13 protein-coding genes are annotated in these 10,560 nt (G+C 63.4%); 6 read left to right on the forward strand and 7 right to left on the reverse strand.

Annotation, left to right across the window (positions count from 1 at the left end; translation table 11 throughout):
- The first annotated feature begins 157 nt into the window (after nucleotides 1-157).
- Complete coding sequence (locus E3O22_RS09935; protein WP_134394838.1) at nucleotides 158-1,219, forward strand: DUF561 domain-containing protein; 1,062 nt, start codon at nucleotides 158-160, stop codon at nucleotides 1,217-1,219.
- A 69-nt stretch (nucleotides 1,220-1,288) separates the two neighbouring features.
- On the opposite strand, the gene E3O22_RS09940 is transcribed toward E3O22_RS09935, so the two are convergent.
- The 5 genes from E3O22_RS09940 to pdhA form a co-directional block, all read right to left on the reverse strand.
- Nucleotides 1,289-1,945, reverse strand: a complete 657-nt coding sequence (locus E3O22_RS09940) for a uracil-DNA glycosylase family protein (RefSeq protein ID WP_241973252.1) — start codon at nucleotides 1,943-1,945, stop codon at nucleotides 1,289-1,291.
- A 163-nt stretch (nucleotides 1,946-2,108) separates the two neighbouring features.
- Complete coding sequence (locus E3O22_RS09950; RefSeq protein ID WP_134394840.1) at nucleotides 2,109-2,645, reverse strand: DUF488 family protein; 537 nt, start codon at nucleotides 2,643-2,645, stop codon at nucleotides 2,109-2,111.
- Between the two features lie 468 nt (nucleotides 2,646-3,113).
- On the reverse strand, nucleotides 3,114-4,439 hold the full coding sequence (locus E3O22_RS09960) for a dihydrolipoamide acetyltransferase family protein (RefSeq protein ID WP_174722056.1): 1,326 nt from the start codon (nucleotides 4,437-4,439) through the stop codon (nucleotides 3,114-3,116).
- Nucleotides 4,436-5,452, reverse strand: a complete 1,017-nt coding sequence (locus E3O22_RS09965) for an alpha-ketoacid dehydrogenase subunit beta (protein ID WP_134394837.1) — start codon at nucleotides 5,450-5,452, stop codon at nucleotides 4,436-4,438. Before E3O22_RS09965 ends, E3O22_RS09960 begins: the two co-directional genes overlap by 4 nt.
- On the reverse strand, nucleotides 5,449-6,600 hold the full coding sequence (pdhA, locus tag E3O22_RS09970; RefSeq protein WP_134394836.1) for a pyruvate dehydrogenase (acetyl-transferring) E1 component subunit alpha: 1,152 nt from the start codon (nucleotides 6,598-6,600) through the stop codon (nucleotides 5,449-5,451). Before pdhA ends, E3O22_RS09965 begins: the two co-directional genes overlap by 4 nt.
- 125 nt (nucleotides 6,601-6,725) lie before the next feature.
- Here pdhA and E3O22_RS09975 point away from each other — a divergent pair, with 125 nt between their 5' ends.
- From E3O22_RS09975 to E3O22_RS09990, 4 genes are all read left to right on the forward strand, one after another.
- The gene (locus E3O22_RS09975; RefSeq protein WP_134394835.1) at nucleotides 6,726-7,343 is read left to right on the forward strand and encodes a TetR/AcrR family transcriptional regulator; all 618 of its coding nucleotides are present in this window, start codon (nucleotides 6,726-6,728) and stop codon (nucleotides 7,341-7,343) included.
- A gap of 209 nt (nucleotides 7,344-7,552) precedes the next feature.
- Nucleotides 7,553-8,104, forward strand: a complete 552-nt coding sequence (locus tag E3O22_RS16745) for a UvrD-helicase domain-containing protein (protein WP_174722057.1) — start codon at nucleotides 7,553-7,555, stop codon at nucleotides 8,102-8,104.
- Entirely contained in the window at nucleotides 8,101-8,697 is a 597-nt protein-coding gene (locus tag E3O22_RS09985; RefSeq protein ID WP_134394833.1) for a hypothetical protein, read from the forward strand. The genes E3O22_RS16745 and E3O22_RS09985 overlap by 4 nt, the downstream gene beginning before the upstream one ends.
- Nucleotides 8,698-8,734: 37 nt before the next feature.
- Nucleotides 8,735-9,049, forward strand: coding sequence for a hypothetical protein (locus E3O22_RS09990; protein ID WP_134394832.1), 315 nt, complete (start codon nucleotides 8,735-8,737; stop codon nucleotides 9,047-9,049).
- A gap of 109 nt (nucleotides 9,050-9,158) precedes the next feature.
- On the opposite strand, the gene E3O22_RS09995 is transcribed toward E3O22_RS09990, so the two are convergent.
- Nucleotides 9,159-9,743 (reverse strand): chlorite dismutase family protein, encoded by a 585-nt coding sequence (locus E3O22_RS09995; protein ID WP_134394831.1) that lies wholly within the window; start codon nucleotides 9,741-9,743, stop codon nucleotides 9,159-9,161.
- A gap of 153 nt (nucleotides 9,744-9,896) precedes the next feature.
- Here E3O22_RS09995 and E3O22_RS10000 point away from each other — a divergent pair, with 153 nt between their 5' ends.
- Nucleotides 9,897-10,139 (forward strand): hypothetical protein, encoded by a 243-nt coding sequence (locus tag E3O22_RS10000; RefSeq protein WP_134394830.1) that lies wholly within the window; start codon nucleotides 9,897-9,899, stop codon nucleotides 10,137-10,139.
- On the opposite strand, the gene E3O22_RS10005 is transcribed toward E3O22_RS10000, so the two are convergent.
- Nucleotides 10,115-10,480 (reverse strand): hypothetical protein, encoded by a 366-nt coding sequence (locus tag E3O22_RS10005; protein WP_134394829.1) that lies wholly within the window; start codon nucleotides 10,478-10,480, stop codon nucleotides 10,115-10,117. The genes E3O22_RS10000 and E3O22_RS10005 overlap by 25 nt on opposite strands.
- Nucleotides 10,481-10,560 lie beyond the last annotated feature (80 nt).

Here is a 10,560-nt window from a genome sequence, read left to right on the forward strand (position 1 = left end):
ATCGAAGTCCTCGACGAGGCGGTGATACTCCCCGAACTCGCCGCCGCCTAAACTGGAACCACTGACCCGCACGGTGTCGAGAAACTCCACCACTCCGCGGGACGTGACCAAGGGTCTCACCGGATCTGACGATCGGCATCCGTCCAGGGGAGAAACCGTGACACAGAAACTTACTCAGTTACTCGGTGTGCAAGCACCGATCGTTCTCGGCGCGTTCGGTGGCCTGTCGTCAATCCAACTCACCAGTCTCGTGAGCGACCGGGGTGGTCTTGGGTCTTACGGACTTTATGGGTACAGCGGAGAGCGCATCTTCTCGACCATCCAGGAGCTGCGCCACCTGACAGCGAGCCCATTCGCCGTGAACCTCTGGCTGCCTCTTCCCGGCGAACCCTCCCCCGCCGACTCACACGCCGAATTCTCAGCAGCGCTCGACGCCCTCAAACCTCTCTTCGTCGAACTCGACATCGAACCACCGCAACGACCGGACCGATACCTACCGTCGTTTTCGGAGCAGATCGATGCGGTTCTCACAGCACGCCCGGCGGTGGTCAGTTTCGTCTACGGGGTTCCGCCGGCCGAAATCGTCGATGCCGCCCACCGCTACGGAATCGTCATCCTCGGCACCGCAACAACCGTCGATGAAGCGATCGCGTTGGAGCGCGGCGGCGTTGATGCCGTAATCGCCTCCGGGGCGGAGGCTGCCGGCCACCGTGTGTCCTTCATCGACGCCGCCGAAGACTCACTCGTGGGCACATTCGCACTGGTACCTCAGGTCGTCGACGCTGTTACCGTTCCAGTCATCGCAGCAGGCGGCATCGCGGACCGTCGAGGGGTGGCCGCCGCACACGCGCTCGGCGCCGCAGGCGTCCAGGTCGGCACCGCGTTTCTCTGCGCCCGCCAGTCGGCCGCCACCGAGGCGCACCGGTTGGCGATCACGTCCACGCCGGCACACGGCACAGTCCTCACCCGGTCGATGAGCGGCCGGCTCGCTCGAGGAATACCCAACCGCGCCATCCGCACCATTGATTCCGACACCACACACATCGCGCCCTTCCCCGTGCAGAACTGGCTCACCGGGCAGTTCCGCACCGCCGCAAGCCGCCGCAACATCGGTGACCTCGTGTCACTATGGGCTGGTCAAGCCGGCCCGCTCGCCACGTGGGATGATGCCGACGACGTCTTCACCGAGCTTTTACACGGGTTGCCACCCCGTGGCTAGAGCGACAGCGCCAAGATCACACCGCCATACACAAAGACGGCGCACTGAAGCAAACGTGATGCGTTCGCTTCATCGATTCTCACATTCCCTGTCGGGGTGCTCGGGGTTCCTTCCAGACTGCGTCGACAGCTCGCGCGTGACCGTATAGTCGAGCGCGGCGCGGACGTGCGTGCGCAGCTCTGGGAGCACATCGGTGGCGAACCACGGGTTCTTCGTCTTCCACCGGAAATTCAAGGGCGACGGGTGCACGAGCGGAAACTGCTGCGGCATGAATCGCCGATAGTTGCGCACCGTATCTGTGAGTGTGTCGTGCCGTGCCGACGGCAGATAGCGCATCTGTGCGTACCGGCCGATCAGAAGGGTCAGCCGGATGTCGGGCATCAGTGCGAGCAGCGGTGGATGCCACCGATCGGCGAAACCCTTCCGAGGTGGTAGATCTCCGCTACGGCCCGCCCCTGGGTAGTAGAAATCCATCGGGAGTAAGGAGAACAGATTCGGATTTCGGAATTGTTCCTCAGTGACACCGAGCCAATCGATCAGATTCTTCCCGCTAGCATCGTCCCACGGCACACCGCTCGACTGCGCCCTGCGCCCGGGTGCCTGCCCAATCACCACGATCCTGGCGTTGGCAGACGCGGTATACAGGGGCTGCCACCCTTGCTGCCGCATGGTGGCATTGCCCTCGTCGTCGACCAGGGATTGTCTAACCGCGTCAAACTCGTTCACTAATGACCATCCGTGCCCACGGCGTGGATCGTGGCCAGATCAACGCGGTCGTCTGCCTGCCGGGGGCCGATTCCGAGTGCACGCTTGATCTCACCGTAGGTTGCGACGCAACCCGTAGGGAGCGCCACTACGACTGTGCGAACTTCCGCTGCCACGTCCATGTTCACTCTCCTCCCGATCCGGGATAGCTGATCTCTCCGTCTTGCACCCGCGCGAACGCGGTCAAACTTGCGCGCCGGGTCGACGTGATTGACATTATGTCGAATACCTCCAACCCCGCGACGATGAGCGCGTCGGTGATCAGGCGCCGGTGACACCGCCACGGCACGGCCTCGCTGCACATGATCGCGGGCACCGACTCGTTCGCGATCCGAAGCAATTCAGCAAGCCCGGAACTGAACTCCTCGGTCGCCATGTAGTCGGCGTAGTCACGGAACGCCTTGACCCGCCACGCGGTGTTCGGACTCGTCACACCAGCCGGCGTGTGCCTGCGGCCGCCGAGTTCCCGGATCCATCGGTACCCGACATGTGCGGGTAGCGCGTCTTTGATCGCGCTTTGGTTCCACTGCGGAAATTTTCGAGATGACGGAAACGAACGCACGTCAACCAGTTCGGTCACCCCATTCGAACGCAGCATCGCGAGTACTTCATCAAAATCACGAGTGGAGTGACCGATCGTCAGTACTCGGTGAAACGCCATATAAGCCACTGGTCCACGACATCCCGCCTATCTGGTCTTTCCTGTCCACGGGACTCGGCTCGGTCGGCTAGCGCTTGACTCGACCGTTTCCTGAGGTGTCCGTCTCTTGACAACAGTAAGCAAGATCACGCTGTCCTCAAGGGCGTCCACCGAATGCAACCCATCCGGGATGGTCATCAGATCGTCCGCCGAACCATTCCATGATGTTTCCCCCGCTCGCAGAAGCACCCGTCCCTCCAGCACGTGCAGAGTCGCCTCTCCCGGATTCTCGTGCTCCGAGAGACTCTCTCCGGCGCGTAACGCCATCAAAGTCTGCCGAAGCTGATGCTCGTGACCTCCGAACACCGTTCTGGCGCTCCGCCCGCTCGGGGCGCGGACCGCCAGTTCCAGCTCAATCCGGGCGAGTGCCGCCAACGAAACCTTTTGCATATCGTCACCTCCTTCCTTGTCGGTCTGGATAGTTACCGGTCATGCAATGATCGTCCACGGGTTCTCAATCAGACGAGTCAACGTTTGTAGAAACTGCGCGGCGAGGGCGCCGTCGATGATGCGATGGTCCGCGGACAGCGTGTAACGCATCCGGTGTCGCGGGAGAATCTCGTCGCCAACGACGACGGCCTCCCGTGCCGTGCCGCCGACCGCGAGAATTGCGCCTTCGGGCGGATTGATGATCGCCGTGAACTGCTCGGCCCCGAACATACCGAGGTTGCTGATCGTGAAGGTGCCACCGGACATCTGGTCGGGAGTGAGCTTCTTCGCATTCGCCAGCGACACGAGGTGACGGGTCTCGGCTCCGAGCTGGCTGACTGTCTTCTGGTCTGCGTTCTCAATCACGGGAACGACGAGCCCATTCTCGGACGCAACCGCCACACCGACGTTGACCCGATTGTGCACAAGCATCTCGCCGCTGGCGTCATCAATGTAAGACGCGTTGACTAGCGGATGCTCCCGCAATGCAAGCGCACTGGCCCGAATCAGTAGGTCGTTGACGCTGATCTTCGGCCGGCCCGCTTCGACGAGCTGCGCGTTCAATTCGGTGCGCAGGTTAACGAGGTTCTCGGCATCGGCGACCGCCGTGACATAGAAGTGCGGAATGTTCCGGGCGCTCTCTCCCAAGCGTCGGGCGATGACGCGGCGCATATTACTGAGCGGAACCGCGTCGGAGCCGCGCTTGTCATCGACGGGCGGAACGGGCTCGGCCGATGGGCCGGGCGCTCCGGCCGGTGCCGGCGGTGTTGCACCGGCCACTCCGGGTGCCTCGTCGCGCGCGGTTGGCTCGCCAGCGCCGGCAGTCACGGCAGCCGGGTGGGCGAGCAGTTCGTCGGTATCGGAACGGATGATACGGCCGCCGGGACCGGTGCCACGCAACTGGCTGAGGTCGAGATTGTTCTCACGGGCCAGCTTGCGCACGAGCGGAGATGCGAACAATCGCGGGCCGTCGTCCTGTACCGCAGTCGTCGACGGAATCGGCTGGGATTCGGGAGCAGTCGGCACGGCTGCGGGTTCAGAGGCCGCGGGAGCGGCGACCGCGGCGATGGCCGCGGCCGGGGCTACCTGCTTGCCATCGTCGAGTAAAGCAATCGGCGTTCCGATCGTGGCCTGCTCGCCCTCGGGCACGAGTTGTTTGATCAGAGTGCCGGCCTCGTAGGCCTCGAATTCCATGGTGGCTTTGTCGGTCTCGATCTCGACGAGCAGGTCGCCGATCTCGACTCTGTCGCCTGGTTGCTTGTGCCAGATCGCGATAGCGCCTTCTTCCATAGTGTCGGAGAGGCGGGGCATGGTGATTTCGATCATGAGTTGTTACCCATCGGGTTGCGGCGGTGGCCGACGGCGTCGAGAGTCTGGCGGATGGCGCCGATGACGTCATCCGCTGACGGCAACGCGGCCGTCTCCAGTGGTTTTGAGTAGGGAAGGGGAACCTCCGCCATCGCCACCCGCCGCACAGGCGCGTCCAGATAGTCGAAGGCTCCATCGGAGATAGTCGCGGCGATTTCGGCGCCGATACCGTAGGTGAGCCAGTCATCTTCGAGCACGACGGCCGCATGGGTCTTCTTGACCGATTCCACGATCGTCTCGCGGTCGAGGGGGCGCAGGCTGCGCAGGTCGATCACCTCGATATCGAGACCCTCGGAGTGCGCCAGCTGCTCGGCAACCTGGGCGGCGACCCACGCCATCCGTGAATAGCCGATGAGGGTGAGGTCACGCCCAGGCCGGGTAACAGCGGCTTTACCGATCACCGCGGGGGTATCGCCGTCGGGTACCTCGCCCTTGGTGTTGTAGAGGGACAGGTTTTCGAGGAATAGTACGGGGTCATCGTCTCGGATCGCGGCGAGCATGAGCGCCTTGGCGTCCGCGGGCGTGCTGGGGGCGACGACTTTCATTCCGGGCACGAAGGCGTAGTACAGCTCGATATTCTGAGAGTGCGTTGCGCCGAGCTGCTGCCCGCCACCGCCCGGGGTACGAATAACCAAGGGCACCCTGGCCTGGCCGCCGAACATGCCATAGATCTTGGCCGCGTGGTTGACAATCTGGTCGAGGGCAAGAAGGGAGAAGTTGATCGTCATGATCTCGACCACGGGTCGCAACCCGAGCATGGCCGCGCCGATCGCAGCGCCCGTGAAGCCCTCCTCGGCGATCGCGGTGTCGCGCACACGCTTTTCTCCGAACTCGTCGAGCATGCCTGCCGTGATCTTGTATGCGCCCTCGAAGAGACCGATCTCCTCGCCCATCAGGAACACGTTTTCGTCACGCCGCATCTCCTCGCGGATCGTGTCGTGCAGCGCTTGGCGGTAAGTGATGATGCTCATGGGTTTGTTCCTAGCTCGGGCAGAGGTGCCGGTTTGTAGAGCGGTTCGCCGGGCAGCCGGCGAGAGTCGTTGGGCACCGGGGTGGCGTAGGTGTAGTCGAACAGCGTCGACACGTCGGGGAACGAGCTGTTCTCGGCGAACGCCGCGGCCTCGCTCGCGCGGGCCGTTGCCTGCTCGTCGATGGCGATGAGGGCCTCGTGATCGAGCAGCCCGTCGGAGAGGAGCCGTGCGGCGAAGGCTGGAACGGGATCGCGTTCCTTGACCAGGCTCATCTCCTCGGCGGTGCGGTACTTCGCCGGGTCAACCACGGAATGCCCACGCAGCCTCTCGGTCATCACCTCGAGCAGGAACGGCTTGCCGGCCCGGGCGGAAACCACGGCACGCTGTGCCGCCTCGAACACGGCCAGCGGGTCGAGCCCGTCGACGCGCTCCGAGGCCATCCGGTACGCGGATGCTCGCTTGTAGAGTTCCGGCTCCGCCGAGGCCTTATCGACCGTCGTCGCCATGCCGAGGCGGTTGTTGATCACGACATAGACGATCGGCAGGTTCCAGAGCGCCGCAATGTTGAGCGATTCATGGAAGGCGCCGATGTTGGTCGTGCCGTCGCCCATGGTGCAGAGCACGATCTCCTGGCCGTCGCGGTAGTCGATAGCAAGAGCCGCACCCGTGGCCAGCGGAAGCTGGCCGCCGACGATACCGTAGCCGCCGAGCATTCGTTTCTCCATGTCGAACATGTGCATGGATCCACCCCACCCCTTAGAGACCCCGTCAACACGGCCGAAGAGCTCAGCCATCACCCGGTTCGGGTCAATGCCGCGGGCGATCGCGTAGCCGTGCTCGCGGTAGTTGGTAAAGAGGTAGTCGGTGGGTTCCAGCGCCGCCATCAGGCCAACGACCGCCGCTTCCTCTCCGAGGTTGAGGTGGCAGTAGCCGCCAACGAGCGCCTGAGTGTATGCGCGGGCCGCGCGCTCCTCAAATCGTCGGATGAGCATCATCCTGCGGTAGAACTCGACCAACTGGTCGTCGCCGGGCGCCGGAGGGCCGGCGTGCGTGCTCGACGGGGTGGGGGCCGGGGATGCTGGCGGTTCCACGGTCGGGGCGGGTTTGCGCGCGGTCGGTTTCCGCGGCATCCGCGTGTGAGCGGTCATCGGAGAACTCCTTTTCCTCTCCCCTTGTGGGGTGGAGGGTGTCTACTATTAAATGATACGTACTAGTGTCATTATATCGCCGTAGTACCGTCGATTCATAGATCCGGAGCGCAGAAGGGCCAACCATGGAGTCGCTGCACACCACGCACCCTGTTCGCAAACGTGGTCGACCGACCCAAATCGAGCGTGTGGAACGTCGCACCCAGATTCTGGAGGCCGCGCTGCCGGTCTTCCTCGAGCACGGGTTCGGCAACACCACGATGGATCAGCTCGCCGCCGCAGCCCGCGTCACCAAGCGCACTCTCTACAGCTATTGCGGCAACAAAGCCGGGGTATTCACCGAGATGCAACGACGTCTGGCTGCTACGGTCAGCGGAGATATCCCGGCGCACGACACCTTGGCGTCGCTCGCGACGCGAATCGTCCTCCGCTTGCACTCGGCCGAGATGATCGGGCTGCACCGCCTGGTGATCGCAGAGTCGCTCAGATTCCCAGAGTTGGCCAGAATCCTCTATGAGAACGGTGACCTGCGTCACATCACTCGTCTCGCTAACCTCATGCAGGCCGAATGGGGTCAGGAAGTCTCCTCAAGCGCCGAAGCACTCTTCAGCCTGTTACTCGGCGAGGACTACAGGCGGCGGCTACTCGGGCTAATCGGCCCCGCAAGTTCAGAGGAAGCAGCTACGCACGCTCTCACTGCTCTCGCGACCATCGGCACTGAGCGGTGCAACGGTTCCGTTTAAAGGGAACCCACCCCACCTGGTGCCACCGAAGCTGCCACTGTCGAACAATGACCTCAACGCCCTCCGCGGAACGGTTCAGCTGCAACCACTCGTACTCCCGCGGTTCTCACATGCGTAGCAGGACCCCGATGGCCGCATCTTGATGCCACAGGACAGATAGGATGGCGCATCCGCGGTGGAATGTTGTCGCGCCTCGAGCAATTCGGTGGATGAATGTACGGCTGGTAGCTCGGCACCCATGCAGTTCGCACTCATCGAAAAACGACGAGGAGCTAAGGCGCGTGATCGAAGGAGGCGACTTCGGCGCCTGGCGGGTGTTCGCTACGAAGGCCTACAACAATGCCTTCTGCCTCTCCGGTGGCGCCGGGACAGGGAAGACGGTTGTGCTCATTCATCGAGCTCACGCCCTTGCCTCGGAGAAGCCGACGCCACGAATTGTGCTGACGACCTTCACGACTGCGTTGTCCGCCGCGCTGGAGCGAGACCTGGAACGCCTCGATCCCTCCACGCCACGTGCAAGCGGACTGGGCGATGCCAGAGTACCCTCAAGCCTGGTCCGGTCGATGCCTTCGCCGGCTGGCACGTCACGACCGGTGAACGCATCGACGCGCCCACAGGGGAAACCGACAGCACTACTCCAAACAAGAAAGCCGGACTCGCAAAGTTCCGGTGGGGCCGGGAAATCAATATCGTCGTCCGCGTCGACTCCCAAACCCCCGGGCAGCACCGGCTTCCCGGACTGGCCGTCGCTGCAACGATGAGCCTGCCCAACGCCCGCGTCGCCGAAGAAGCCGTCTCCTTGATGAGGGCGACCAAAGCCCTCGGGTTGGCGCCTGGAGTTGGAGACGCCGACACGCAGTACTGGGCGAACTCCACGACGGACCGCCTCCATGACGATGCACTCAGCGAAGGATTCACGCCATCCACTGACTACCGCGTCGACCACTTGGGCGCCCAAGGTGGAGACCACGGCGCCTTCTTCAGAGAAGGCGGAACCTACTGCCCCGCCACTCCTGAGCCGCTTCAAAACGCGACCAAGGAACTCTTGGGCAACATCATCGACACTGCGACTTACCGGGAGCGCATCAAGAGCCGTACAACATTTCAACTCCACGTCAGAGAGAAACCCGACGCGAAAGGCCGCGTCGTGCTGCGCTGCCCTGCCCTCGGCCCCAGCCCCACCAAGACCTGTCCACTGCGGGAACTGCTCAAGACCGTGACGGACAAGGCCCGCCCCGCGGTCGACGGAGAAGACGTGCCCGACTTCGCCGACAAGATCTGCAGCCAGCCTTCCGTGTCCTTCGACACAGCGAAAAACAGGCGCAACGCTCAGGCCTTCGAATACGGGACGTGACCTCCGGGACCTTATCCAACGTCTGCAGGGAGACGGTTTGAGCACCGGTGTCTACTTCATTGGAGGCGCCGCATTGTCCCTTCGATACATCCATGATCGTGGTCTCACCGACGATATCGACGCTGAGATTCGTCCCTCTTCCCGAGCGCTTGAGTACGCCCTCGAGATCGCCGACAACCGGGGGCGGGGTGGCGACTGGCTCAACGCCGACGCCCACGCCCAGACATACATACCCATAGCGAAGAACCCCGGCTGGGAATCCCTCTACGACGATGACTTTGTGTCCGGGTGGGTGGCCTCACCGCCCGCAGCCCCGCCGGCTCCAGAACTGGGACCGTCCCGGAGCAACTAGCGACCCACCAACGCCCCAGCCACCGGACACCACGCCAAGGCCAGAACCGGAGGGACATTCTCGCCCGTTGCTCATCATCTGCGGTGAACTGACCGGCATCGGGCGCTCGTCACTGCGAACCGAACGACAAGCGCACCTCGACCTCGCGTTCGACGAAGATCCATTCCTCGGTGCTCCGCAACTCATCGAGCAGCTCGTCGAAATCCGCGACACTTTCGGGCGCGTACTCAAACCAGGTCAAAAAATCGAACGGCCCACCCCCATCACGGCTGTGATGGAGCCGCCGGGCCACAGCTGGCAGCGAGTTCATGGAACGTCGGATGTGGTGACTGGTTTCCTCGAAAATCTGCCGGCGTTCGTCTTGGGCCAGTTCCCACCACTCCTTTGACTTGGAGATGGGGATAAAGGAGGCGACGGTCGCGCCGGGTCGGCCCAGAGCCGGTGACCGCGCCGTCAGCTCGGCCAGTTCGGCAGCGGTCGTGTAACGCTGATGACTAACGGTGCCGCGCAGGGTCCACCCCGGGGCATCCGTGGCCGATGACCCCGACAACCATGATTCATCCTCTGCCGCTCCTTCGCGAATCAGCAGACGCGCGGCGGCGGGGAGCCCGTCACCGGTCACCGCGATGATGCGATCAATACTCCACTGGCCAGCATCGCCTGCAGTGAAAGTGACGGGTAGGGCGTCGGTCATTGGAACTCCTGACGGTATCGGCGACTTCGACGCTAACATCATCTTGAGAACCGCCCCAGCAGGCTCTGATGGCGTGCGATCAGGCATCCTCAGGTCGAAGCCCCGCGTCAGCTCAAAAAGGTTCGGCCGCCAGATCTGGGCCTGGCGTTCATCATGGTTGACGGTGACCAGCTCAGCCCGGTCGATTGCTCGGTTGGATCCTCGGGCTTCCAGGGGGGTGCCTCCTGTGACTCCTCGTCGTGCTGCGGCCTTCTCACCGACGTGCTCTGCGATGAGGACGTCGATGGTGGCATCGCCGCGGGTCCACCGGTGCTGATGGCCCTCTGGGCTTTCACCGGCGGACTCGAAGCCGACGTCAACGAGAGCTTTAGTCAAACGATGCCGTCCTCATCGTAAATTGTCTCCCACTCGACGACGCGGCCGAGGGTCGGGACGGCGTCGGCCTTCGTGACCTCGAAGTTCAGCCACTTCGCGTCCCACCCATGCTTCAGTGCGACTCGTTCGGCGGCGGCAGCGACGGAATCGTCCGAGCCGGGGCGGACGTGAAGGACATCCAGGTCCTGCGTGGTCCCCCGATCGAAGTAGCACAGGGCGAGTGCCGCACCGCCCACGAGCCGGATGCCGGCCACCTCACCCGAATTACGAAGCTCGGCGACGAGATCACGGAGGCCGATGATGATCGCGTTGCGGTCCAGCGCGGTGCCGGACATCAGACGCTCGCGAAGGTATCTGCCCATGCAAGAACGCCGCGTTCGGCGAACTCGTTCGGCACGTCATCACGTTCGGGCGCGGGGTCGGCCGGGTCGACCCGGAACAC

The sequence above is a fragment of the Cryobacterium sp. TMT2-18-2 genome, assembly GCF_004402245.1.
GTDB classification, from domain to species: Bacteria; Actinomycetota; Actinomycetes; order Actinomycetales; family Microbacteriaceae; genus Cryobacterium; species Cryobacterium sandaracinum.

What these genes read in the sequence shown, in the direction of transcription:
- E3O22_RS10005 (WP_134394829.1), bottom strand. Translation starts at nt 10,480, where the DNA reads ATGGGCAGATACCTTCGCGAGCGTCTGATGTCCGGCACCGCGCTGGAC.
- E3O22_RS09995 (WP_134394831.1), bottom strand. Translation starts at nt 9,743, where the DNA reads ATGACCGACGCCCTACCCGTCACTTTCACTGCAGGCGATGCTGGCCAG.
- E3O22_RS16745 (WP_174722057.1), top strand. Translation starts at nt 7,553, where the DNA reads ATGAATGTACGGCTGGTAGCTCGGCACCCATGCAGTTCGCACTCATCG.
- E3O22_RS09975 (WP_134394835.1), top strand. Translation starts at nt 6,726, where the DNA reads ATGGAGTCGCTGCACACCACGCACCCTGTTCGCAAACGTGGTCGACCG.
- E3O22_RS09985 (WP_134394833.1), top strand. Translation starts at nt 8,101, where the DNA reads ATGAGCCTGCCCAACGCCCGCGTCGCCGAAGAAGCCGTCTCCTTGATG.
- E3O22_RS09960 (WP_174722056.1), bottom strand. Translation starts at nt 4,439, where the DNA reads ATGATCGAAATCACCATGCCCCGCCTCTCCGACACTATGGAAGAAGGC.
- E3O22_RS09965 (WP_134394837.1), bottom strand. Translation starts at nt 5,452, where the DNA reads ATGAGCATCATCACTTACCGCCAAGCGCTGCACGACACGATCCGCGAG.
- E3O22_RS10000 (WP_134394830.1), top strand. Translation starts at nt 9,897, where the DNA reads ATGGTTGACGGTGACCAGCTCAGCCCGGTCGATTGCTCGGTTGGATCC.
- pdhA (WP_134394836.1), bottom strand. Translation starts at nt 6,600, where the DNA reads ATGACCGCTCACACGCGGATGCCGCGGAAACCGACCGCGCGCAAACCC.
- E3O22_RS09950 (WP_134394840.1), bottom strand. Translation starts at nt 2,645, where the DNA reads ATGGCGTTTCACCGAGTACTGACGATCGGTCACTCCACTCGTGATTTT.